This is a genomic window from Parasphaerochaeta coccoides DSM 17374 (assembly GCF_000208385.1).
In the GTDB taxonomy this organism is placed as follows: domain Bacteria; phylum Spirochaetota; class Spirochaetia; order Sphaerochaetales; family Sphaerochaetaceae; genus Parasphaerochaeta; species Parasphaerochaeta coccoides.
In genome coordinates, this window is the sequence record NC_015436.1 from 522,124 (window position 1) to 544,954 (window position 22,831).

The following is a 22,831-nucleotide window of genomic DNA, read 5'->3' on the forward strand; positions in this document are numbered from 1 at the left end:
TGACAGATGATGCCTTGCCATGGGGAGCTGTAGGAGATAACCGGCGTGGCGGAACGACCTGTTAATCGGTCGGCGTGTACGCCGGTATCATCTCATGTTCTTGTCAGAAAATTACCTGCACGGGCGTGTTTGTGTTGACTATAGTGTTATCACCCAGTTGACCATAATAGTTGTATCCTGTCCCCCAGAGCGTGCCGTCCTTCTTCAGGATTATCGTATGGTATTCTCCGACGGAGACCGCCGCGACATCAGTCATGAACCCGCTATCATCAGTAGTATCCTTGACCCGCACGGGAGTAGTTCTGGTGATCCCAGTGCCGTCACCCAGTTGACCCTGATAGTTGTATCCTGTCGCCCAGAGCGTGCCGTCTTTCTTCACAATCATCGTGTGATTCAGTCCGGCGGAGACTTCCTTGACATCAATCATGAAGTCGTTGGCGGCGGTACTGGCCTTGACCTGCACGGGCGTGCTTTTGTTGTTCACTATACCCGAAGTGCCGACACCCAGCTGACCATATTCGTTGTATCCAGTCGCCCAGAGCGTCCCGTCATTCTTCAGGATCATCGTGTGTGCGTATCCGGCGAAGACAGCCGCGACATCAGTCATGAACCCGGAAATATCGGTATCATCCTTGACCTGCACAGGCGTGCTTTTGTTGTTCGGATCGCCTGAAGTACCATCGCCCAGTTGACCATAGTTGTTCCGTCCAGTCGCCCAGAGCGTCCCGTCATTCTTCAGGATCAACGTGTGATTGTATCTGGCGGAGACGGCCGCGACATCAGTCATGAACCCACCAGCATCCTCCTTGACCTGCACGGGCGTGCTTTTGTTGTTCGAATCGCCTGAAGTACCATCGCCCAGTTGACCATAGTTGTTCCGTCCAGTCGCCCAGAGCGTGCCGTCCTTCTTCAGGATCATCGTATGCTCCCGTCCGGCGGAGACAGCCGCGACATCAGTCATGAAGTCGTTGGGAGTGGTACTTGCCTTGACCCGCACGGGAGTAGTTCTGCGGTACGTAGTGCCGTCACCCAGTTGACCATAGGTGTTCTGTCCAGTCGCCCAGAGCGTGCCGTCCTTCTTCAGGATCATCGTGTGATCACCTCCAGCGGAGACGGCCTTGACACCAGTCATTTTCACGGAACCATTGGTAGAATCCCAGACCTGCACGGGCGTGCTTCTGTTGGTAGTATTACCGACACCCTGTTGGCCATAATTGTTGCGTCCAGTCGCCCAGAGCGTCCCGTCCGTCTTCAGGATCATCGTGTGATCACCTCCGGCGGAGACTGACTTGACTCCCAGCTTGACAGCAGGTGCGTTTATGCCATCTCCGGTGTCCCAGTCCTTTATCTCAATCTGGATAGCGGCAACGGCGACTTCATCATCAGACGTATTGAGCGTCATGTTGTAGACATGTTGCTTGCCTTTGTCAAAGTGAATCAGATGCTTGTCTCCCTCAGCTACAGCACCTGTGGTACTTGGCTTCCAGGTGTATGTACCAGCGCCAGCACCACCGGTCAGGATAAACTCCAGGCTCACGTTATCCAGGGCAAACGTGTTATCCGTAGGTATCAGCACTGCCTCGAACCTGCGCTTACCCTCGGCCCTTTCCGTGGTCGTAAGCGTGTCGGAAATGTCCTTCATGACAATAGACTCAATGACACTGGCAGCATCCAAGGTTCCGTCATTCAGGTTGATTGCGCTCTGCGTGTTCAAGCCTCTGACCGTAGCAGTAAATCCACCGGTGGCATCATTGATAGCCACAGCATCAACGGTCGTGCTGGGAGAGATGTTGACAATCAGACGGGAGAGCATATGGTCAAGCTTCAGATGCACCGTTGAGGTATTGTTCTGTACGTTGTCGGTGCGTCCCCACAGGAAGTCGGCCGTCCCGGTATCCTGTTCTCCGGAACCCGGATAGATATTTATGGGTAGAGCCGTGGCATCAGTGATGGATGATGCATAGGGATAATAGGCGATGAAGTCAAAATACGTACTGACAGAATTGGAGATATCATCCCACTTCAAGGTATCACCAGCGGTAGCAGGAGTGAAGCCGGAAGTCTGGAAGGCTGTGTCAGCCGTATAGAGTTTGTTTGCACGTTCTGAGGCGGCAGTGGCTGCCAGGGCATCATGAGCTACCATATAGATGCCGACTTCATCATCGGCTTGCCATTCGGACTCTGCCGTGGCCTTGCGTCCGATTTCCGAGGTGAAGCGTACTTCGTTGGTATGTGAAACATTCAGCTTGTTGTCGCATGAAACAAAGGTGATAAGAAGCATCAGGATGGTCAGGAAGACCATGACGCTTAGTTTAGTCTCTCTCTCTCTCTCTCTCTCTCTCTCTCTCTCTCTCTCATAGTATCTTTTCCTTTCTCCATGAAGAAGATGATGACATGCCAGCTTACGCATATGGTAGTAATTAATAAAATAGTATAAACGTGGTGATGGCAGAAAGCTATTACCCAAAGGTATTATTTTGCATGAAAAGTATATAATACTTTCGGGTTATTTAATGATTTTGAATGTTAATAGTGGTTATTGATTCGGTTTTAAGCGTAAATACTACAGAAAGCTTAAAGAAATGGAGACCACAAGGTAGTCTTTATTCCATGCTTTCGGCAGGTAGCCCGTTCCGTCCGTAGAGGCGTACAAGTTCAGAGAAACGGGAGGATATGAAATCTGACGATTCCCAATCTTCCATCCGCCATGCCCAGTTCCACGGGCCGCAGGTGGAGGGGATGTTCATTCTTGCTCTGTCATCGCTGTCCAGCAAGTCCTGCATGGGGAAGATGGCGTACTCGGCATGGGAAGCCAGGACAGTGCGCATCATGGCCCACGTCGCCTCATGGTCGTTACAGCCAAGGTAGCGTCTCACCATGTCCTTGTCATCATCCGACAATGAATTGAACCATCCACGTGTCGTCTGGTTGTCGTGAGTGCCCGTGTAAGCAACACACTCGCGTTCATAGTTATGAGGCAGGAAAGTATCAAAAGGATTCGGAGAACCGGAAGGGGTGCGTGAGAATCCAAACTGGAAGATCTTCATGCCGGGAAAGCCGTTTGACAGACGCAATTTCTGGACTGAGTCAGTCATGAAACCCAAATCCTCGGCAATGATAGGCAACTCTCCCATCTCCTTGCGAACCGTTGCAAAGAAATCCTTTCCGGGTACTTTGACCCATGTCCCGATTTCAGCAGTCTTGTTTCCATAAGGTACTTCCCAGTAGGAATCAAAACCTCGGAAATGGTCGATACGGAGGATGTCCGTCTGATGGAACATCCGTTTGATTCGTTGAAGCCACCATGAATAACCATCCTTGCGCAGGACATTCCAGTCATAGACAGGATTACCCCAGAGCTGTCCGGTCACTGAGAAGTAATCAGGGGGGACGCCGCTGATTGCTGTGTAGCGTCCCTGTGCATCCGTCTTGAACATATGGAGATTGCTCCATGTATCGGAGCTGTCCGCGGAAACGAAGATGGGAATGTCTCCGATGAAGCGGATTCCCTGTTCATTGACGTATTTTCTCAAAGCGAGCCACTGTTCATCAAAGAAAAACTGGAGGATCTTCCATACCTTGATGTCCACGGCATGTTCCCGTACAAGCCGTTTCAATGCTTCTTCATCGCGTGTAGCATATTTCTTGTCCCAAACGCTGAACCAACGGGCATCATTGTATTTTTCGTACAAAACCATGAAGATGGCATAGTCATCAAGCCATGATGCATTGGAGGAACAAAAAGAGTCAAAAGCCTGACGGATTTCTTTAGTGCGTCCGGATGGTTTGACTATCGAGAGGAAAGTATGCGCGGCTTTTTTCAAAAGCGGGAGCTTCCACGAACCAACCATGTCATAATCGACGCGGGACGTGAGAAAGGATGGGGGAGCAGCTATGTCATCTTCCGTCAGGAAACCTTTTTCCACCAGCCAGTCCAGGTCAATCATCAGTTCGTTCCCAGCAAAGGTGGAACGGGCGGCATACGGAGAATTGCCAAAACCAGTGGGGCCAAGGGGCAGTATCTGCCAGAGCGTCACGCCGGAAGAAACCAGATAGTCGGCAAAAGCGTAAGCTTCCTTGCCCAAATCGCCGATGCCATGGGGACCGGGCAGGCTGGTGATATGCATGAGTATGCCGCAATGACGTATATCGGAAGTGTTCATCGTGTATATCCTCGGAAGCTCAGGAAACGAGTTTTTTCAGGGATTCCCGTTCCTGTATGGTGAAAGAAAGCTCCATCCTGTTCGATTCGATTTCTTCTCCATTGATAGCACGGAAAAGAGCTTGCGCCGCCAGTGTTCCTTTCTCTACGCTTGACTGGCGTATCGTGGTGAGGCGAGGAGTAATAAAAGACGCTTCGGGGATGTCGTCAAAACCAACGACGGACATGTCATCCGGAACAAGCAACCCTGATTCATGGAAATGGAGGATGGCGCCTATCGCCACAATGTCGCTCATACTGACCACTGCGGTGGGACGTCGTTCCATGGCGTACACAATCTGACCCATCCTCCGACCTTCCTCAAGAGTCGTGTCGCACACCAGATGCGCGACTTCTTCTCCTTGTGGGTCTATGCCGGCTTCCCTCAGCGCCTTGTGGTAACCCTTGAGCCGCAAAGTGGGGACATTCATCGATTTGTCCGCCGCTTCAAAGGAGTCCTTGTTCAAAGCGATGATGACGATTGACTGGTGTCCCGCCTTCAGGACTTCACGCATGATGAGATATGCCGCCTCGACCTCATTGATATTGACTGAAGGCATCCCTTCCGACGGTGTGCCGTCAATGGTCACATAGGGAAGCTTCCGTAACTTCATCATATCGACGATTTTCATCTCAACGCTCATACCCATCGTTATCAACCCATCGACGGCAGCACCGCGTACTGCTTCGGACATGCTTCCGTCAACGGGAGGAATGAGAGTCAATGTATAGCCGTGTTCCTGGCATACTGTTCCTATGCCTTGAAGGACACCTGTGATGTGAGGGTTACGGAGCGTATTGCCAATTACCTGGGGGAGGAGAAAACCAATTGACTTGTACCGTTTCAAAGACAGGTTGCGCGCCATGGGATCAGGCACATAGCCTAAGGTCAGGGCACATCCGAGTATTTTTTCACGGGCTTCCACGCTGATGCGGGAAGGCGCGTTGAAAGCAAAGGATACTGCGGTTTTGCTGTACCCGGATGCGGCAGCTATGTCTTTGATTGTCGGACGTTTGTCATGGTATATGCTCATCCCTTTACAGCTCCTGCGATTACTCCGCTGATGATGTACTTCTGGCAGGTAAGATAGAAGATGATGACAGGAATCATAGCCAGCACAAGCATGGCCATCATGGCCCCCATGTCCACGGCTCCATAACCGCCACGCAGATATTGTATCGCAATAGGAATAGTCTTGTGATTTGTTCCGATGGTCAAGTAGGGGAGCAGATAGTCGTTCCATATCCACATTGCATTAAGGATGGCGACAGTAATGGCTGTAGGAACCAGCATAGGGAATACGACAGAGAAGAAAGTGCGCGGGGGGGAGCATCCGTCAATCATGGCCGCTTCTTCAAGAGCCAACGGAACACTCTTGATGAATCCGCTGAACATGAAGGAGGCCAATCCCGCTCCAAAGCCGAGATAGACGACAATCAGACCCGCGGGAGTATCGAGATGCAACATGTTCACGACTTTGCTCATGGTGAACATCACCATCTGGAATGGAACTATCATGGAAAAGACCAAGGCAAAATAAATCAAGCGCGTGAGAGGAGTCTTTACCCTGGTGATGTACCATGCCAACATGCTGGTGAACAAGATAATGGCGAGTACAGAAAATACTGTAATGAACAGGGAATACCCGAAGGCGCTGAAGAAGCCTATCTTGAAGATGCCTTCATAATAATTGGCAAGTCTGGCAAAAGTATTTTCATCAGGGAAAGCGAAGGGCGCATTGCTGATGAAAAGCCTGCCCTTGAAAGAGTTCATCAAGACAATGAGAACTGGGGAGAGGAACAGGATGGCAAGGATGAACAGCAGGGCGGAAACGCCCCATAAGGACTTTTTCATGCGAATCATTGTTCTACCTCCCTTTTGCGGGTTATCTGGAGCTGGATGAGTGCGATTGCTGCGACGAGGATGAAGAAAAGGACAGCCTTTGCTTGGCCGACACCAAACCATCCCGCACGTCCATAGAAGGTGTTGTATATGTTCAAGGCAAGCATCTCTGTTTGTTTTGAAGGCGCTCCTGCGGTCAAGGCAAGGTTCTGGTCGAACAACTTGAAGCCATTGGTGACGGTCAGAAAGAGACATATGGTCACAGAAGGCATGATGGCGGGAATGATGATGTTCTTGATGGTCTGCCACCGTCCGGCGCCGTCAACCTCCGCTGCTTCCAACAGCTCACGGGGGATATTCTGTATGCCAGCTACATAAATGACCATCATGTAACCGGTCATCTGCCACGTCATCAGGATCACAAGCCCCCAGAAACCGTAGGTCGGATTGCTTGTCAGCGTGACGCCATAAGGCTGGAGTACCCCATTGAGGATCATCTGCCATATATAACCGAGCACGATTCCACCGATCAGATTGGGAAGGAAGAATATTGTCCTGAATCCATTTGTTCCAGGAATCGAGCGGGTGAGAAGCAAGGACAGGAAAAAAGAAAGGATGTTGATTGTCAGCACCGAGACGATGACGAATTTCACCGTGAACCAGAGGGAATTAAGGAAATCCGGAGTTTGGAACGCCCTGATATAGTTTTCCAGTCCTACCCATGAAGCATTGGTAACCGTAGTGAACTGGGTGAAGGACAAGACGATGCCCATGATGAAAGGGACGACAAAGGCCATGGTAAAGGCCAAGAGTCCTGGAAGGGCGAACAAAGCGAAATATTTTTTTAGTGTGTTCTGCATGTTCCTTCCTATTGCATTCGGGATGCAAGGGTTTTCAAGCACTGGAGAGCCGTCATGCGACGGCTCTCATCCCATTCACAATTTCACATTGGTGCTCAGTACAAAGATTCAGCCTTCCATGTGGAACGGAAGATATCTTCGACCTGTGCCCACGTCTTGCTGCCTTGCGTATACTCCAGGAGAGCAGAACCAAAAACCGTCTTGAATTCATTGGAGGGGAATGCCTGGAATATCCAGGGTACACTGGTCACGCCAGGAGCGTTCAGCCAGCGGACGATTTCCTTGGCAAGAGGATCAGAGGGTTGCTCGTTCGGTCCAAAGGTGTTGAACGGGGCAATGAAGCCAAGCTTGCCAATGACGAAGCCCTTGCCTGTTTCGCTGGAGAACAGCCATGTCAGGAAGTCAATGGCCGCCTGCTGCTTAGCTGCTGAAACAGTCTTGTTGATGGCAAAGTAATTTTCGGTTCCGATGTTCAAGCCATATTGTGACTCACCAGGGACGCCGAAATAGAGGGGAAGAAACTTGATGTCTTCGTTCTTCACGGTATTGCCTTGGACGCCCAGTATCTGACCGGCACCCCAGTTACCGTTCTGCACAAAGGCGACCTGACCCAAAGCAAATTCGGCCATTGAGTCATCGACACTCTTGTTGGCGAGAAGGCCGGGAGCGGTAATGCTGTTGTTCAGATACAGGTCGAACAGGTTTTTGAAAGCGCTGCCGTATGAGAAAGCGACTTCCTTGGCTGCCAGTCCGGCTTCAAGCGCACTGCCGTTTCCTTTGGCGGCATCGAATTCATAGAACAGGGGCTGGTTCGGAAGATGTGTCTGCCATCTCCAGTCATTGCCAGGGGCAAAGGATGTCGAAGCAAAAGCTCCTCCGATTCCCAACGCGGCTTTGTTCTTCTGGATATCCTCGACCACTGCCTTCAAAGTAGCGAAATCCTTTATTTCCGTGGCACTGCTGATGGAAACGGCTTTGCCAGGGAGCGCGAAATACTTGCGGAGGATGGCGTCATTGTAGATGATTCCGTAGCCTTCGACGACATACGGGATGCCATAGACTCCTGAACCGCTGGTAACGGCGAGTGATTTGTCACTCAAAATACCATAGAGAGCAGTATCTTTCAGGTCAGCGGTATAAGCAATCCAGTTCTTCAAGCCGACGGGGCCGTTGATCTGGAAGATGACAGGAGGATCATTCTTCGCGATTTCACTGGTCAATGTCTGCTCGTACGTACCTGAAGCGGCGGTGACGACCTTCAGCCGTACACCTGTTTCGGCTTCATATGCCTTGCTCACCTCGTCATACACAGATGCTATTTCCGGTTTGAAGTTGAGGAAGTAAATTTCCTGAGAACGTGATGCTTCTTTGTCTCCACCGGCAAAAACCAAACCGGTGACAAGCATCAGAGCCATGATGATACCCAAGGTCTTTTTCATTGCAATCTCCTTTTGCGGCAATCCGCAGTCATGCTGTCCAGAGGGGGCATTACGTGATGTCATGAAATATTGCGTCACAGAGTGCCTCTCTCCAGACCAACTCAATGCTAAACCGGTTTTCTAAACCGGTCAACTAAAAATATTTTGATTTTTTTCTGCTATAATCCGGGAACGAATTTTCCTTCTTCTGTACAGATGTACGGGCTTTTCGCATGGTGCCTCTTGCATGGACGAAGTTTCATCACTTTTCTTGTTTTTTTTACTTTTTTGGTTCATTATGTCTGCTAAACTTTGAAAGCAGTCATTCCCGCTTCATGGAACCACCTGAGGAGAAAACGATGGCAACTTATTATGACAAGGCTTCCCACACCTTCAGCGAATACCTGCTGGTACCGGGTTATTCCTCGGCGGAATGTATTCCGTCGAATGTCGATCTCAAGACTCCCTTGGTGAAGTTCCGCCGTGGGGAAAAAAGCGCCATTACCTTGAACATCCCCTTGGTGAGCGCACTGATGCAGTCTGTCAGTGGAGAGAAGATGGCTGAGGCATTGGCTCGTGAAGGTGGGCTTTCCTTCATCTACTGTTCCCAGTCGGTCGAGGAAGAAGCCGCCATGGTGGCGAGGGTCAAGGCGTTCAAGGCAGGTTTTGTCTCCAGTGACGCCAATATCCGCCCCGACCAGACCATGGCGGACGTACAGGCACTTAAGGCACAAACTGGACATTCGACCATTGCAGTGACTGATGACGGTTCTCCGAATGGCAGGCTCCTCGGCGTAGTGACAAGCAGGGACTACCGTCCCAGCAGGATGGAACCGACCGTCCGCGTCTCGACCTTCATGACTCCTTTTGAGAGACTTATCTATGGTCGGGACGGCATAACCCTCTCCGAAGCCAATGATATCATCTGGGAACACAAGCTGAACGCCCTGCCTATCATTGACGCCAAGGGAAACATGAGGGGTTTTGTATTCCGTAAGGACTATGACAGCCACAAGGAGAATCCTCACGAACTTCTGGACAAATCCAAGAGATATGTGGTCGGAGCAGGCATCAACACCCGTGATTATGAAAAAAGAGTTCCAGCACTCGTCGAGGCAGGCGCTGATGTGTTGTGCATCGATTCTTCCGAAGGATTCACGGAATGGCAGCAACGCACGCTGGGATGGATACGTTCTGCCTACGGAGATTCGGTGAAGGTCGGCGCAGGGAATGTCGTTGACAGGGACGGCTTCCGTTTCTTGGCAGAATGCGGCGCGGATTTCGTCAAGGTGGGAATCGGGGGCGGTTCCATTTGCATCACACGGGAGACAAAGGGCATTGGACGCGGGCAGGCAACGGCGGTCATAGAGGTCGCCAAGGCACGTAACGAATACTTTGAGGAAACAGGCATCTACATTCCTATCTGTTCCGATGGAGGTCTGGTTCATGACTACCACATGACGCTTGCCCTTGCCATGGGCGCGGACTTCCTGATGCTTGGACGTTATTTTGCCCGTTTCGATGAAAGTCCCTCCCAGAAGGTCAATATCAATGGTAATTATCTGAAGGAATACTGGGGGGAAGGTTCTCCCCGCGCACGCAACTGGCAGAGGTATGATATGGGAGGCAGCGACAAGCTGTCTTTTGCCGAAGGCGTCGATTCCTATGTGCCGTATGCCGGTTCGCTGAAGGACAACATGGGTTTGTCGCTGGCCAAGGTACGTTCAACAATGTGCAACTGCGGAGCCGTTTCCATACGGGAACTACAGGAGAAAGCACGGCTGACCTTGGTTTCCTCCACCAGCATCGTGGAAGGTGGAGCGCATGATGTCATTCTCAAGGATACCCATAATACGCAGATAAAGTAGGAATAGGGCAATGTAAGGAGAAGAAAGGATGATGTGTTGCGTTGACACACGCCATCACGTCATGCTACCTTCTCTTTCGCGCGGGCGGATAGCTCAGTGGGAGAGCGGTTGCCTTACACGCAATTGGTCGGGGGTTCAAATCCCTCTCCGCTCATTTTGACCGTCGCAAGAGGAACCGCTGCACGATGTGTGGCGGTTTTATTATATTAAGTATCACTGATGGTAGGATTGTGTGGAAAAACATACTTTCCCCCAAAAAAGACTCATGGCTGTGGGGATTTTGTGAACACATCCGGATGAAAACCAGCGGAGAAAAGAAAAGGGCGCATTCTCTGAGGCAAGGAAGAAAAAATATGGCGACTCTGTCCTTCTTTGCGCTATAGTTCCGGATGGGATGGGATATCCGTGTTTGTGCGCGGACACGTAGGAACCGGCAGAAAAAAGAGAGGGGGAGTCAATTACTGATGCAGAAGACTTTGGCATCCCGCCTCGCGGAGGCTCGGCGGACAATTAGGGAGCATGTTGCCCTGAGTGGACGGCAGGATAGTGACATCACTTTGATGGCTGTATCAAAGACACGGCCGTATGAGACCATACTGGAAGCATATGAGGCAGGCCAGCGTATCTTTGGGGAAAACAGGGTACAAGAAATCGTTGACAAGTTCCCTCTGCCTTCCGAGCGTCCCACGGGGATGAGACTCCATCTTATCGGACATCTCCAGTCGAACAAAGTAAGGAAGGTCGTTCCTTTGGTCGATGCCATTGATTCAGTCCATTCCCTGCGTTTGGCTGGCCAGATATCCTGTGTTGCAATGGAGCGCGGCAGGGTCATGCCGATTTTGCTTGAATACAACACAAGCGGGGAATCATCGAAATCAGGTTTTACCACCGAAGATGACCTATTCAGTGCCGTGGAAGCAATTTCCTCCCTGGGTGGCGTTAAAATTCGCGGACTGATGACAATTGGTCCCCTTGAAGGAGACGAGGATGCTGTGCGCAGAGCATTCCGGAGACTGCGTTCCCTGCGTGATGAATGCATCAAACGTTTTCCGTCCCAGGATTTTTCCGTCCTGTCGATGGGGATGAGCTCTGATTATCCCGTAGCCGTGGAGGAAGGATCGACCTTGGTGCGGCTGGGAACTACACTGTTCGGACAGAGGGAAACACTATGAAGAAACCAATCCTTGTCCTTGTGCTCCTGTGCCTTGCCGGAGCTTTCATCTTGCAACCGCTTGCCGCCGCGGATGCGGTGAAGGACTATGAACCATACCAGAAGGATGAATTTCCCATCTGGTCAGGGAAGGTGCGTCGTGCTGAAATAATTTTCTTCGGCTCCATGCCCATTACTCTTACGGCGACCATGCTCGGATATAACCTTGCCGTCAACCAGTTCGGAGCCGCTCACATTACACCAGATTCCCGGCGCATGTTGACGCAGGTCGGCATTGCCGCGGGTATTTCCCTGGGCATTGTCTTGGTGGATTTCATCTTGGGAGAGATGCAGGAAAAATGAACATGTGCCATGTGTTCGAGTCCATTGTCCCTGACGATGCGGACGGAAAGCAGCGTGTTGATGCCTACCTTGCGGCGGCAAGCGGGGTCAGTCGTTCCATCATCGGGGATGCTTCTTCCCGAATCATGGTCAATGGACGTGAAGTCAAGAGAAGCAAGGCAATTGCTCCCGGTGATGCTGTCATCCTGTATTGGCAGGAAAATCCTCCTGGGAATATCGAGCCGCAGGACATCCCCTTGGATATTCTCTATGAGGACGACGACATTCTGTTCATAGACAAGCCCCAAGGGATTGTCGTTCATCCGGGGGCAGGGAATCCTGACGGGACTGTTGTCAATGCCCTTGTATTCCGCTACGGGCCGGATTTCATCCGGGCATATGGCGGCCAAGATGAGCACGAAGACGCTGGTGACGAAACGGACGAGGCGGTGGACAGGACGGATTTTCTGCGGCCTGGAATTGTCCATCGTCTTGACAAAGATACCAGCGGGGTCATGGTCATTGCCCGTACCCGTCTTGCCCATGGATACATGGCGCGGCAATTTTCAGAACATACTGCCGTCAAACACTATATTGCTTTGGTCGAAGGCTCCATGAAGGATGACGAGGGGGTTATCATCACCAACCTTGCCAGGGACAGGAACGACAGGAAGAAATTCCGCGTTTCCACGGGGAAGGAAGGAAAAAGGGCTGAAACCCGCTGGAGAGTCGTGGCGCGGTATGGTGTTTGCACGCTCCTGCGCATTCGTATCATGACAGGACGCACACACCAGATACGGGTTCATATGGCTCATCTGGGACATCCTGTGGTCGGAGATGGTGTCTACGGAGGAAGACGAAAGAGCTTCCCAGGTGTGACACTGATGCTCCATGCCCGCTTGCTCGATGTGTCCCGGCCTTCAGATGGCCGACACCTGAAGATAAGCGCGCCTGTTCCCCAGCGTTTCATTGAACTTGTTCATGAGGCGGGAGGATCATTTCCCCAAGTATGAAGCCCGGTCCTCGATATCCCGGTTGAACAGCTTCTCAATGAGGATTGAGCTTGGCGCTCCATGACCAGGAAAAACCAGCAGGCGATCATCCATGCTCAGAAGCCGCGATGTCACCATGTTCACCAAGAGGGCATGTTCCCTGTAGCCGCTGGTACTTCCCACATGTCCGCTTGCCAGGGCATCTCCGGTAAAGAGAGCGTCACCAATCCTGTAGACCATGGAATCAATCGAATGTCCGGGGACATGAATCGGCATGACGGAAAGACCGGCGCAGGAAAAAATCTCATTGTGAGAGACCGGCAAGAGCGGAAAACTCCTGATTCGGGAGAACGCGCCATGAAGACGCGGGCGGTATACCTTCATCAAAGTCCCTACGCCTTTGACATGGGCATCATGGGAATGGGTGAACAGTACATCTGTGATGACATATTCTTGTTTTTGGATAAGGTTGATCAAGTCGTTGTCCACATATCCAGGGTCAATGATGATTGCCGGTCCGCCAGCTGGCCCTCCGACCAAGTACGTGTTACAGAAGCCGACAACGGAAAAATGCGGGAATATCTTCATACCTTCGCCTCATCGTAGTTTGAATAACGGAAAGAAACATCCTGCCGACGGGTGAAACCCATGTCAGTATTCTTCATGCTGCAATCCTCGAATTTTACAGATTCAAGGGAAGACGAGAGGAAGGTTGAGTAATTGAGGTCACTATGGGAGAAATCAGTAGAATGAGCTTCGATTCCCATGAAATTGGAATGAAGAAGCAAGGAGTCGGAAAAATCACAGTCAATGAAACGACAACCGGCAAATACGCAATAGCGGGCATCAAGGCCGGTGAAATCACAGGCGACGAACAGGGAAAAGTTGAAATAGCATGCAATGAGCTGTGTACCGGAGAAAGAACAATTGCGGAATGTGTTCCAGGGCAAGTAACAGGTGACCCATTTTCCCCGTGAGAAATTCTCCCCGGAAAATTCAGCATGACCGAGCGACAGGTCACCCATGGGAGAAGCTGACAACATGGCAGCACGCGCACGCGCTTTCACGCCTTCCTTGTCCGGAGTATGAAGGCTGCACATGAGCTCATCGTCACAAACGAAATCCGTACATCCCGGTTGTGCGCATTTGATGAAACTGAACATGCTTCACACACTACCAGATTGACTGATGTTGTCAATCCTCCTGAATCCTTATACCATGACAAAACATGGTGAGTGGGGAGGATGAGAAAGTGGGAGAGGCTGTGGAAGGGACAGTGACCCGTGGCATCAATAATATCTATACGGTGATTGATTCCGACGGGACTGCATATCTCTGCCGCATCAAAGGCAAGCAGCTTGTCCAGGCCGCTGGGGAATACAATCCCATAGTCGCAGGCGACAGGGTATTGTTCCAGCCTGTGGAAGGTTCCGGCGAGGCTTTGATCCTTGAGAGGCTTGAGCGCACCAGTTTTTTCGCCCGCTGGAATGAAAAAGGTCAGCGGAACCAGATTGTCGCGGCGAACATGGACATTGTCGTCTGTGTTTCCAGCGTGGCGTCCCCTCCATTCCGCCCGCGTTTCATCGACCGGGTGATTGCTTGCAGCAGGAATGTCGAGACAGTGATCATATTGAACAAATGCGACATCGCCCAGAAGGATGCGGAGGCCGAGCGTTTCGCGTTGTTCTCTGAGCTGGGCTACCGTACAATCCGCGTCTCAGCGGCACAGGGTGAAGGACTTGATGAAGTCAGGGGAATCTGCCATGGGAAGACAGTTGCTTTCATCGGTCAGTCCGGTGTCGGGAAGTCTACTCTCATCAATGCTCTCTTGGACGGAACCGTTGTGCAGCGGACAGGCGGGATATCCCGGAAGTTTGACCGTGGACGGCATACCACCAATTATGCCACCATGCTATTCGGAAAAGACTTTACCCTTATTGATACTCCGGGAGTGAGGGAAATATCAGTTCCTCATGATGATCCGCACGCAATCGAGGCTTCTTTTCCTGAATTTGCTTCGTACCGTGTCCGCTGTCAGTTCGAGGGTTGCCTGCATGATGAGGAGCCTGGATGCGCCGTCCGTGATGCCGCCGACGCCGGGCTTATCCATGAAGACCGGTATGAAAGCTATCTGAGGATGCTTGCATCGCTTGAAGAAAGGGCACCTTCATGGGCTGTGCGGCCACGTGCGCAGAGGAACCGATATGCTGATGATACATGGGACAAGGAGGAATGGGATGCACACGAGGACGCTTGAGGATCTCGGTTTCACGACGGTGACGACATCTATCGCCACTCATGCGTTGAGTAGCGAGGGCAAGGAAGAATTAAGCAGGGACAGGTTTGTCCGCACTGCGGATGAGTGGGAGGAAAGACAGCTCTTGGTAGGAGACATCATGCGTCTCCGTCAGGATTCTTTGCGCCCCGCGCCCTCTGGCTTTCCCGATATCTCCGGAATTCTCAATCTCCTCGACCGACCGGCGGCGGTTCTGGCCGGCGAAGACATTTACACTGTCGGTGGATATATCGCCGCTGCCCGTGAGTTCAAAGCGTTCTGCGAAGAACAGGACGAGGGGAAGGCTGTCAATCCTGCGGCGGGTCTGTTCACGGCATTTCCCGTGACGCTTGCCCCGGTGGAGAAGGAAATCTTCTCCATCATGGAAAGTCCTGGTACCGTGAAAAAAAGCCATCCCGAACTTGCCAAGCTGCTCCGTGATGTGGAAAGGATACGTGGGGAGCGGCAAGCCTACAGCCGTGAGTTTCTTCTGAAGAACAGCCAAAGCGTCCGTAATGACCAACCGGTGTTGCGTGACGGTCGCCTTGTCATACCAATGCGCTCTGACCAGAGTTCTACGGTGACTGGCTTTGTCCATGGGAGCAGTGCCAGTGGAGCGACTACCTTCATGGAGCCTTTTCCCCTTGTCGGTCTGAATAACAACGTTGTGCTGGCGGAACAGAAAGTACAGATGTGCATTGCCCGTATCCTCTCCGCCCTGAGTGCGACGGTCAAGGCTGTCCTTGATGATGTGAAGGTTTTGCAGTGTATCATTGGTGAAGCTGATGCCCTGTACGCGTGTGCTTCATGGGCAGGGAGGAACAGATGCGTCGTCGTGCATCGTTCGGATGACATTCCCTGCCGTCTGGTCGGCGCTCGACATCCCCTGCTGGGAAGCAAGGCGGTTCCGGTGACCGTTGATATACCACCGGGCATAGACGGGGTGGTGTTCAGCGGGCCGAATGCCGGTGGAAAGACGGTGACAATCAAGACTGTCGGACTTTTTGCCCTTCTCAATCAGTTCTGCGGATACGTACCGGCGGAAGAAGGCACATCCCTGCCTTTGTTTGATGGAATCTTTAGCGACATAGGGGACGATCAGAGCATCGAAAAGGAGTTTTCTACTTTCAGCGGACACCTGCATCGCATAGGTTTCATCATGAAGGAGGCGACTCCGCGCAGCCTGATTATCCTTGATGAACTGGGTAGTGGCACTGATCCTGCGGAGGGAGCGGCTCTGGCGCGAGCTATCTTGGAATACTGTCTTGACCATGCGTTCCTTACTTTGGTCACCAGCCATCACGGGGTGTTGAAGCAGTATGCTTACGGTTCTGACCGTCTGCTCAACGCCGCCATGGAGTTTGACGAGGAATTTCATAGGCCGACCTTCCGGGTGGTCAGCGGTATTTCAGGGGAAAGCCATGCCATTGAGACTGCCCGTCGGATGGATTTGCCGTCAGAGGTCATTGTTGCTGCCCAGAAGTATCTCGGAACAGAGGCCGTGCGAATCAGTACCATCATCAGGGATTTGGAAGAAAAGCAACGCAGGGCACGGCAGATGGAAGAAGAAATGGCTCAAGACAAAAAAGCCCTGGAGTCTGCCCTTGCCCAAGCCAGGGAACGCTCCCGTACTTTGCTTGAAGAAGAAGTCAGGGTGAGGGAAGATGGCATGGCGCAGCTTTCCTCTTACATCGCGGATACCCGGAAAAGTTTGGAGAACCTCATTGCCGACCTTCGTCATGGTGAGATTAGCAGGGAGAAGACGCTCCGTGCCAAGCAGTTCATCGCTGACCTTCAGGAGAAGGAAAAGAAAGAGCGGGATGCCTTGGTTTCCCGCAAGGACAGGCAACGTACATTCAATCGGACGCAGGATGCTACGCTCTTGACTGAAGGGATGGATGTCCTTGTCGGTACGGCACGGAAGGAAGGACGGCTTCTGCGGAAAAAGGGAAAAAACTCATGGGAGGTTTCGGTAGGGGTCATGCGTATGGTCATTGATGAGAAAGACATCCACCCTGTCAGGAGAAGGGAGACGCCAGTTTCGGTTATCTCCTATGCCACGGCTTCTCCTCGTCCGTCTCCGATTCTCGATGTACGGGGGATGACGTTGGATCAGGCGCTTGAGGAAGTTTCCCGCCGTGTGGAGGCTTGCATTGTCCATGATATGTCTGGTTTTGAGATTATTCACGGTTATGGGGACGGGATACTTGCCCAAGGCATAGGGAATTTCCTTGATTCCTTTCCCGCGGTAAAGAAGCGTTTCTTCGCACGCCCGGAGGAGGGCGGTATGGGGAAGACCTACGTGGAGCTGTAAGCTGTAAAGGTGTTCTGTGTGTCAATAAAATCCTGTTCCATCAAGAAAATTTCCCAATAACACCATATATGTGAACAAAAATGAATATATATTAAAGATATTCGGCGACATCACCTCATTTATACAGTTTTTCATGCATTTTTATACAGTGATTTTCCATTTTGAAATTGGCTGAACAAAAGAGATATGTTATCCTATGTTACATCAATCTCAATTAAACAAGGAGAAAAGGAGATGGAAGCACTGAAACTTATCGGAGTGGTGATAGTCATTGTGGGCTTCATCCTCAAGAGAGACACCATTGCGACGGTTGTCGTTGCCGGTGTCGTGACAGGGCTTGTTGCCGGTATGACTGTCATGGATATACTGAATACCCTTGGCAGATCCTTCATCACCCAGCGTACCGCCACATTATTTGTGTTGACTTTGCCCGTCATTGGTATCAGCGAAAGGTACGGGTTGAAGGATAAGGCTGTTGATTTCATCCGCGGGATTAAGAACGCTACCACGGGAAGGATAATCGCTCTATACCAGAGTATCCGTACCGTTGCTGCGGCGTTCTCCCTGAGACTCGGTGGCCACCCGCAGTTCGTCAGACCTTTGATCAATCCTATGGCCCAGGGCGCGGCTGTAGCGAAGTTCGGGAAAATTGACGAGAAGACCGAAGATACCATCAAAGGGTATAGCGCTGCCGGAGAGAACTTCGGTAATTTCTTTGCACAGAACTGCTTCATGGGGGCTTCCGGAACCTTGCTCATCGTCTCGACTCTTGTGGAGCAGGGCTACGAGGTCAATGCATTGCAGATTGCTACAATGTCCATTCCTATCGCTGTCGTTTCCGTCCTGGTCGGATGGGTTCATGCAATCCTGCTTGACCGCAAGCTTGCCGCCACATATCAGGGCAAGGAGGGTTGAACCATGAATAACATCATTGCTGAATTTTTCTACTGTGTCATTGGAGTGATTTTCATTCTGGTTGGGCTGAAGGCGCTCAATGATAAAACCCTTGCAACACGCATCACCACGGCGCTTTTCTGGTTTATTCTTGCATTCACTTTCATTGCTGGTCCATATCTTCCTCATTGGGTAACAGGTGCCTGTGTGCTGATCATCGCTGTGCTGACCGCCTTTAAGCGCGTCACCCAAAGCAAGAGCGATGTGCCGTCCGAGGAAACCACCAGGAGTAATGCCAATAAACTCGGCTATACGGTGTTCATTCCTGCGCTATGTCTTGCTCTTGTAGCAGTGCTTGCCGCGACATTCCTGCCTTTTGGCGCGAATAATGCCATTGGTATTTCTGCCGCTGTTGCTCTTCTCGTTGTATTCTTAATTACCAAAGCGCCTGCGAAGTCCGCAGTCACAGATGGCTCACGCCTGATGGATAATGTCGGACCGGTAGGTATCCTGCCTCAACTTCTGGCAGCTCTTGGTGCGTTGTTCACAGCGGCGGGTGTCGGTACAGTCATTGCCAATGGCGTGTCCGCCATTATCCCTGAAGGGATGCGGATCATTGCCGTGGCTGTCTACTGCATTGGAATGGCTTTGTTCACCATCATCATGGGCAACGGTTTCGCTGCGTTCAGCGTTATTACCGTTGGCATCGGTATTCCGTTCCTTATCATGCAAGGCGCAAATCCCGTAGTGGTCGGTGCGCTTGGTCTGACTGCCGGCTATTGTGGTACTTTGCTGACTCCTATGGCTGCGAATTTTAATATCATGCCTGCCGCGCTTCTTGAGACAAAGAACAAGTATGTCATCATCAAGGCTCAGGCTCCGGTAGCAATCACCATGCTGTTTGTCCACATTGTGCTGATGTATATCCTTGCGTTCTGAAATGGTTGCCTGGAAATGGTTTTGAGGAGAGATACATGAAATTGTTATTGACGGCTTTTGATCCATTTGGAGGGGAGAAAGTCAATCCGGCCCTGGAGGCTGTCAAGTTGGTCGCCGACCAACTTGATGGTATCTCCGTCATAAAAGTGGAGGTTCCTACGGTATTCAACAAATCGATCGATACCGTGGAGAGCGCAGTCAGGAAGCATCAGCCTCAGGTCGTACTGTGCATCGGTCAGGCCGGAGGACGTTTCGATGTGACGCCTGAACGTGTGGCAATCAATGTCAATGATGCTCGTATTCCGGATAACGAAGGGAACCAACCCGTCGATCGCCCGATTTTCGAGGATGGAGAACCTGCGTATTTTTCCACGCTTCCTATCAAAGCCATGGTGGAGGAAATGCGGAAGGCGGGTGTCCCCTCAAGTGTTTCAAATACAGCGGGAACTTTTGTTTGCAATCACCTGATGTATGGGGTGATGTATCATCTTGCCAAGTCTCATCCTGGCGTGCGGGGGGGGTTCATCCATGTGCCGTTCATCCCCAATCAAGTTATCGGGCGACCGAATACTCCGTCTTTGGCTCTAGGTGATATCGTGACTGCTCTTGAGGCTTCCATTCGGGCAATCGGAAAGAATCTCACGGATACAGAAGTAACGGGAGGTCGGGAATCCTGACATGGAATGTATGAGGATATGGGTGTACGGCAGCTTGCTGGAGGGTTTTTTCAACTATAGGAAGGTACTTGTCGGTAAAGTCCTTTCCCGTAAGGCAGGACAGGTGAAAGGCAAGATCTTCCACCAATTGGCAAAAGGGTATCCAGCGTTGCTTGCGGGCGATGACTGGGTGGAAGGGGAACTTCTGGAGATTGAGGATTTCCACGATACGCTGGAAATGCTCGATGTACTGGAGAACTATTTTGGTCCTGGCGATGCGGACAATGAGTATGAACGTATCGTCACGCCTGTGTTCCTTCCGGGAACCGATGCCTGGACGGAAGCGTATGTATATTGGTATGGACGGGATGATCTTGGTTCTCCGGAAAATCCAGTGATACCTTTACCCGACGGAAGCTGGCGTACATTCATGAGAAAAAACAATACATGAAGGAAGGGAGTTGCGGACGGAAGCCGATGAAAACCGACGGAAGCCGCAACTTCATTGTTTTTTTGACAGACCTCGTTGCATATGATAACGTTGTGTTCCCACAGGATGTCATGTCCTCATTTCATCCGTGGCTCAAAGGAGTAATGCAATGACTGATTATATGCAGGGAACGGGAATGCAATACCATGTTCATCTCAAGAAAGGAGATGTAGGTCGCTATGTCATTCTTCCCGGAGACCCCGGACGTTGCGAACGTATCGCTCGTCATTTCGATGATGGGCGTTTCGTCGTCTCAAACCGGGAATATACCACGTATTCGGGATATCTCGATGGAGAAATGGTGAGTGTGACCAGTACAGGCATCGGTGGGCCTTCGGCATCAATTGCCATTGAGGAACTTACTAGATGCGGCGCTGATACCTTCATCCGGGTCGGCACGTGTGGGGGTATTGCACTGCCTGTGGAATCAGGTGATGTGGTCATAGCCACCGGCGCCATCCGCATGGAAGGGACAAGCCGGGAGTATGCTCCCATTGAATTTCCCGCCGTGAGTGATTTCTCTGTTGCACAATCATTGAAAAAGGCTGCTGAAAAGTTGGGATTGCGTCACCACATGGGCATCGTCCAGTGTAAGGATGCTTTCTACGGACAGCATGAGCCGGAAGCCATGCCTGTCTCCTATGAACTGCTTCCCAAGTGGGAGGCATGGAAAAAACTCGGTGTTCTTGCCTCAGAGATGGAAAGTGCCGCATTGTTTGTCGCGGCAAGCAAACTGGGAGTCCGTTGCGGAAGTGATTTCTTTGTTGTCGGCAACCAAGAAAGAGAAAAAGCCGGGCTGGAGAATATCATCCGTCATGATACGGAGACTGCCGTTCTTGTGACCGTCGAGGCGCTCAGGATACTCATAGCCCACGACCGTTCCATGCGGAAATGATTCTCCATTTTCTGGCATCATTCTAATGACAAGATAGTCACGCTTCTCCCAATGATAAGGGAGATGGTGATGTCATCAGGACGAAGAACGTCTCTGGCGGAAAGCGGAAAGAACTGACTGCGGATGTCGCGCATGTTCTGGGGCTCCTGTTTCCCGACTTCCTTTTCCCGATTCGCGCCAGATTTCATGAAATAGGGAAGACGGAAAGATAATCGGAGCATATGCCCCTCGCCGTGATGTCCGTGTGTGGCGGATGTCACGGTGATGCCAGTGCGGTAACATGAATAATCAATCTTCCGAGTCATGCAGGAAAGTCCATGCATGGCTCCATACAGACATTCATACAGACCGCAATCCGTCAAAAAACCATGTTCCCGTTCCATTTCTTCCCCCTGATGTAGGAAACACAGGAGACGACAGGGGCGTTTCAGCGCTTTAGAAAAGATATGATTTCACACCTTCTGTCCTTGGAAGACGAAAATAAAGGAAAAGGAAGCGACTGGATTGACAAGAAAGTTTGATATTGCTAACTTTTATCCATCAAGGGGCAAATCCGGAGGCTGGAATGTCAAGTTTGGAAAGAACAATACTTTTCCATTGTGCTCCGGTGATTAGCGGCATCAAACCCGCGGGACTTGTTTCTTGCGCTGGGATGATGAGGAAAGAAGGTTTTGCATCGGAACTCTCCGCTCTTGCGGCGGACATGGACGGTACGGGGCTTGCTTTTCGCACGGTGTGCCGATGTCTTTCCCATGAATTGCTCCTTGTGTATCATGAGCGGGCTTTGGAAGCTCAACTTTCCCTTCCGGCCATTTCAAGCTATTTGAAATCCCTGGGGTATCCTGTGGACGGAACTCTTGAAGATTTGCTTGGAAATCTTTGTTCAACTCTCGGCTGTGGAACTTCTTTTCCCCATGAAGTCGGATTGTTCCTGGGATACCCTTTGCATGATGTGTTGGGCTTCATCGACAGCAAAGGACAGAAAAGTTTGTTGGACGGTTATTGGAAAGTCTATGCACACCAAGAAAAAGCGCAGGAAATTTTTTCCTGTTATGATCGATGTCGCGAGAGATTATGTCGCCTGTATGATCATGGGTATTCCTTCCGGCAGCTTGCTGGAGTCGCATGAATGTAAAACTTGAAAAGAATGAGGAGTCTTGAAATGGCAAAAGTTTCAGTTGTGTATTGGAGTCAGACTGGTAATACGGAGGCCATGGCGGAAGCCATTGCGGAAGGAGCGAGAACGGCAGGAGCAGAGGTTGTACTTACACCTGTCTCTAAGGTAAATAAAACAGATGTCCTGTCTAGCGATGTCATAGCTTTGGGCTGTCCTTCCATGGGTGTGGAAACCCTTGAGGAAATGGAATTCGACCCATTCTTTGCGGATATCGAATCTTCTCTTTCCGGCAGAAAGGTTGCTTTGTTCGGTTCTTATGGATGGGGAGATGGACAGTGGATGAGGGACTGGGAAAGCAGAACAACCGCTGCCGGAGCCATCATTTATCAAGGAGAAGGCTTCATTGTCAATGAAACCCCTGGAAATGCAGAACTGGCAAAAGCCAAGGAAATAGGCGCGGGACTGGCATCTTTCTGACTGGGGACTTTGATGATTATAGCCTGAACATGGTATGCATCCCGAACTCCATCGGGTAAATCATAAAGAACGCTTGGACCATCCGGAGTCGCTGCCGGGT

22 protein-coding genes and 1 tRNA gene are annotated in these 22,831 nt (G+C 51.1%); 14 read left to right on the forward strand and 9 right to left on the reverse strand.

Annotated elements, in window-relative coordinates:
* Positions 1–103 precede the first annotated feature (103 nt).
* The 6 genes from SPICO_RS09680 to SPICO_RS02250 all read right to left on the reverse strand — a co-directional run bounded on the left by SPICO_RS09680 (position 104) and on the right by SPICO_RS02250 (position 8,343).
* On the reverse strand, positions 104–2,302 hold the full coding sequence (locus SPICO_RS09680; protein WP_052295815.1) for an RCC1 domain-containing protein: 2,199 nt from the start codon (positions 2,300–2,302) through the stop codon (positions 104–106).
* Between the two features lie 301 nt (positions 2,303–2,603).
* Entirely contained in the window at positions 2,604–4,163 is a 1,560-nt protein-coding gene (gene malQ, locus SPICO_RS02230; protein WP_013739067.1) for a 4-alpha-glucanotransferase, read from the reverse strand.
* A 19-nt stretch (positions 4,164–4,182) separates the two neighbouring features.
* Positions 4,183–5,235 (reverse strand): LacI family DNA-binding transcriptional regulator, encoded by a 1,053-nt coding sequence (locus SPICO_RS02235; protein ID WP_013739068.1) that lies wholly within the window; start codon positions 5,233–5,235, stop codon positions 4,183–4,185.
* Positions 5,232–6,065 carry a carbohydrate ABC transporter permease gene (locus tag SPICO_RS02240; RefSeq protein WP_013739069.1) on the reverse strand — a complete coding sequence of 278 codons (834 nt, stop codon included), beginning with the start codon at positions 6,063–6,065 and terminating at the stop codon, positions 5,232–5,234. The genes SPICO_RS02235 and SPICO_RS02240 overlap by 4 nt, the downstream gene beginning before the upstream one ends.
* On the reverse strand, positions 6,062–6,904 hold the full coding sequence (locus SPICO_RS02245; protein WP_013739070.1) for a carbohydrate ABC transporter permease: 843 nt from the start codon (positions 6,902–6,904) through the stop codon (positions 6,062–6,064). Before SPICO_RS02245 ends, SPICO_RS02240 begins: the two co-directional genes overlap by 4 nt.
* Positions 6,905–6,999: 95 nt before the next feature.
* On the reverse strand, positions 7,000–8,343 hold the full coding sequence (locus tag SPICO_RS02250) for an ABC transporter substrate-binding protein (RefSeq protein ID WP_013739071.1): 1,344 nt from the start codon (positions 8,341–8,343) through the stop codon (positions 7,000–7,002).
* A 338-nt stretch (positions 8,344–8,681) separates the two neighbouring features.
* Between SPICO_RS02250 and SPICO_RS02255 the strand changes: the two genes are divergently transcribed.
* From SPICO_RS02255 to SPICO_RS02280, 5 genes are all read left to right on the forward strand, one after another.
* The gene (locus tag SPICO_RS02255) at positions 8,682–10,190 is read left to right on the forward strand and encodes an IMP dehydrogenase (RefSeq protein WP_013739072.1); all 1,509 of its coding nucleotides are present in this window, start codon (positions 8,682–8,684) and stop codon (positions 10,188–10,190) included.
* Between the two features lie 82 nt (positions 10,191–10,272).
* Positions 10,273–10,344, forward strand: a tRNA-Val gene (locus SPICO_RS02260).
* A 310-nt stretch (positions 10,345–10,654) separates the two neighbouring features.
* Positions 10,655–11,362 carry a YggS family pyridoxal phosphate-dependent enzyme gene (locus SPICO_RS02270; protein WP_013739073.1) on the forward strand — a complete coding sequence of 236 codons (708 nt, stop codon included), beginning with the start codon at positions 10,655–10,657 and terminating at the stop codon, positions 11,360–11,362.
* A complete protein-coding gene (locus SPICO_RS02275; RefSeq protein ID WP_013739074.1) occupies positions 11,359–11,703 on the forward strand; it encodes a hypothetical protein in 345 nt (114 codons plus the stop codon). Before SPICO_RS02270 ends, SPICO_RS02275 begins: the two co-directional genes overlap by 4 nt.
* Positions 11,700–12,695, forward strand: coding sequence for an RluA family pseudouridine synthase (locus SPICO_RS02280; protein WP_041394988.1), 996 nt, complete (start codon positions 11,700–11,702; stop codon positions 12,693–12,695). The genes SPICO_RS02275 and SPICO_RS02280 overlap by 4 nt, the downstream gene beginning before the upstream one ends.
* Here the strand turns inward: SPICO_RS02280 and SPICO_RS02285 are convergent.
* Both SPICO_RS02285 and SPICO_RS02290 read right to left on the reverse strand, forming a co-directional pair.
* Entirely contained in the window at positions 12,678–13,262 is a 585-nt protein-coding gene (locus SPICO_RS02285; RefSeq protein ID WP_013739076.1) for an MBL fold metallo-hydrolase, read from the reverse strand. The two genes, SPICO_RS02280 and SPICO_RS02285, sit on opposite strands and share 18 nt — an antisense overlap.
* A complete protein-coding gene (locus SPICO_RS02290) occupies positions 13,259–13,774 on the reverse strand; it encodes a pentapeptide repeat-containing protein (protein ID WP_169310044.1) in 516 nt (171 codons plus the stop codon). Before SPICO_RS02290 ends, SPICO_RS02285 begins: the two co-directional genes overlap by 4 nt.
* 152 nt (positions 13,775–13,926) lie before the next feature.
* Here SPICO_RS02290 and rsgA point away from each other — a divergent pair, with 152 nt between their 5' ends.
* The 7 genes from rsgA to udp all read left to right on the forward strand — a co-directional run bounded on the left by rsgA (position 13,927) and on the right by udp (position 21,137).
* Positions 13,927–14,931, forward strand: a complete 1,005-nt coding sequence (rsgA, locus tag SPICO_RS02295) for a ribosome small subunit-dependent GTPase A (RefSeq protein WP_013739078.1) — start codon at positions 13,927–13,929, stop codon at positions 14,929–14,931.
* Positions 14,912–17,263 (forward strand): endonuclease MutS2, encoded by a 2,352-nt coding sequence (locus tag SPICO_RS02300; protein WP_013739079.1) that lies wholly within the window; start codon positions 14,912–14,914, stop codon positions 17,261–17,263. Before rsgA ends, SPICO_RS02300 begins: the two co-directional genes overlap by 20 nt.
* Before the next feature lie 234 nt (positions 17,264–17,497).
* Positions 17,498–18,178, forward strand: a complete 681-nt coding sequence (locus SPICO_RS02305) for a DUF969 domain-containing protein (protein WP_013739080.1) — start codon at positions 17,498–17,500, stop codon at positions 18,176–18,178.
* Between the two features lie 3 nt (positions 18,179–18,181).
* Positions 18,182–19,096 (forward strand): DUF979 domain-containing protein, encoded by a 915-nt coding sequence (locus SPICO_RS02310; RefSeq protein WP_013739081.1) that lies wholly within the window; start codon positions 18,182–18,184, stop codon positions 19,094–19,096.
* A gap of 35 nt (positions 19,097–19,131) precedes the next feature.
* Complete coding sequence (pcp, locus tag SPICO_RS02315) at positions 19,132–19,773, forward strand: pyroglutamyl-peptidase I (protein ID WP_013739082.1); 642 nt, start codon at positions 19,132–19,134, stop codon at positions 19,771–19,773.
* A gap of 1 nt (position 19,774) precedes the next feature.
* Positions 19,775–20,203, forward strand: a complete 429-nt coding sequence (locus SPICO_RS02320) for a gamma-glutamylcyclotransferase family protein (protein WP_013739083.1) — start codon at positions 19,775–19,777, stop codon at positions 20,201–20,203.
* A 148-nt stretch (positions 20,204–20,351) separates the two neighbouring features.
* Complete coding sequence (gene udp / locus SPICO_RS02325; RefSeq protein WP_013739084.1) at positions 20,352–21,137, forward strand: uridine phosphorylase; 786 nt, start codon at positions 20,352–20,354, stop codon at positions 21,135–21,137.
* Positions 21,138–21,154: 17 nt separating this feature from the next.
* Here the strand turns inward: udp and SPICO_RS02330 are convergent, their stop codons facing one another.
* The gene (locus SPICO_RS02330) at positions 21,155–21,520 is read right to left on the reverse strand and encodes a hypothetical protein (protein ID WP_013739085.1); all 366 of its coding nucleotides are present in this window, start codon (positions 21,518–21,520) and stop codon (positions 21,155–21,157) included.
* Between the two features lie 182 nt (positions 21,521–21,702).
* Between SPICO_RS02330 and SPICO_RS02335 the strand changes: the two genes are divergently transcribed.
* Both SPICO_RS02335 and SPICO_RS02340 read left to right on the forward strand, forming a co-directional pair.
* Positions 21,703–22,266 (forward strand): DUF3793 family protein, encoded by a 564-nt coding sequence (locus SPICO_RS02335; RefSeq protein WP_013739086.1) that lies wholly within the window; start codon positions 21,703–21,705, stop codon positions 22,264–22,266.
* Between the two features lie 33 nt (positions 22,267–22,299).
* A complete protein-coding gene (locus SPICO_RS02340) occupies positions 22,300–22,731 on the forward strand; it encodes a flavodoxin (RefSeq protein ID WP_013739087.1) in 432 nt (143 codons plus the stop codon).
* Positions 22,732–22,831 lie beyond the last annotated feature (100 nt).

What these genes read in the sequence shown, in the direction of transcription:
- SPICO_RS09680 (WP_052295815.1), bottom strand. Translation starts at nt 2,302, where the DNA reads ATGGTCTTCCTGACCATCCTGATGCTTCTTATCACCTTTGTTTCATGC.
- malQ (WP_013739067.1), bottom strand. Translation starts at nt 4,163, where the DNA reads ATGAACACTTCCGATATACGTCATTGCGGCATACTCATGCATATCACC.
- SPICO_RS02235 (WP_013739068.1), bottom strand. Translation starts at nt 5,235, where the DNA reads ATGAGCATATACCATGACAAACGTCCGACAATCAAAGACATAGCTGCC.
- SPICO_RS02240 (WP_013739069.1), bottom strand. Translation starts at nt 6,065, where the DNA reads ATGATTCGCATGAAAAAGTCCTTATGGGGCGTTTCCGCCCTGCTGTTC.
- SPICO_RS02245 (WP_013739070.1), bottom strand. Translation starts at nt 6,904, where the DNA reads ATGCAGAACACACTAAAAAAATATTTCGCTTTGTTCGCCCTTCCAGGA.
- SPICO_RS02250 (WP_013739071.1), bottom strand. Translation starts at nt 8,343, where the DNA reads ATGAAAAAGACCTTGGGTATCATCATGGCTCTGATGCTTGTCACCGGT.
- SPICO_RS02255 (WP_013739072.1), top strand. Translation starts at nt 8,682, where the DNA reads ATGGCAACTTATTATGACAAGGCTTCCCACACCTTCAGCGAATACCTG.
- SPICO_RS02270 (WP_013739073.1), top strand. Translation starts at nt 10,655, where the DNA reads ATGCAGAAGACTTTGGCATCCCGCCTCGCGGAGGCTCGGCGGACAATT.
- SPICO_RS02275 (WP_013739074.1), top strand. Translation starts at nt 11,359, where the DNA reads ATGAAGAAACCAATCCTTGTCCTTGTGCTCCTGTGCCTTGCCGGAGCT.
- SPICO_RS02280 (WP_041394988.1), top strand. Translation starts at nt 11,700, where the DNA reads ATGAACATGTGCCATGTGTTCGAGTCCATTGTCCCTGACGATGCGGAC.
- SPICO_RS02285 (WP_013739076.1), bottom strand. Translation starts at nt 13,262, where the DNA reads ATGAAGATATTCCCGCATTTTTCCGTTGTCGGCTTCTGTAACACGTAC.
- SPICO_RS02290 (WP_169310044.1), bottom strand. Translation starts at nt 13,774, where the DNA reads ATGTGCAGCCTTCATACTCCGGACAAGGAAGGCGTGAAAGCGCGTGCG.
- SPICO_RS02300 (WP_013739079.1), top strand. Translation starts at nt 14,912, where the DNA reads ATGCACACGAGGACGCTTGAGGATCTCGGTTTCACGACGGTGACGACA.
- SPICO_RS02305 (WP_013739080.1), top strand. Translation starts at nt 17,498, where the DNA reads ATGGAAGCACTGAAACTTATCGGAGTGGTGATAGTCATTGTGGGCTTC.
- SPICO_RS02310 (WP_013739081.1), top strand. Translation starts at nt 18,182, where the DNA reads ATGAATAACATCATTGCTGAATTTTTCTACTGTGTCATTGGAGTGATT.
- pcp (WP_013739082.1), top strand. Translation starts at nt 19,132, where the DNA reads ATGAAATTGTTATTGACGGCTTTTGATCCATTTGGAGGGGAGAAAGTC.
- SPICO_RS02320 (WP_013739083.1), top strand. Translation starts at nt 19,775, where the DNA reads ATGGAATGTATGAGGATATGGGTGTACGGCAGCTTGCTGGAGGGTTTT.
- udp (WP_013739084.1), top strand. Translation starts at nt 20,352, where the DNA reads ATGACTGATTATATGCAGGGAACGGGAATGCAATACCATGTTCATCTC.
- SPICO_RS02330 (WP_013739085.1), bottom strand. Translation starts at nt 21,520, where the DNA reads ATGGAACGGGAACATGGTTTTTTGACGGATTGCGGTCTGTATGAATGT.
- SPICO_RS02335 (WP_013739086.1), top strand. Translation starts at nt 21,703, where the DNA reads ATGTCAAGTTTGGAAAGAACAATACTTTTCCATTGTGCTCCGGTGATT.
- SPICO_RS02340 (WP_013739087.1), top strand. Translation starts at nt 22,300, where the DNA reads ATGGCAAAAGTTTCAGTTGTGTATTGGAGTCAGACTGGTAATACGGAG.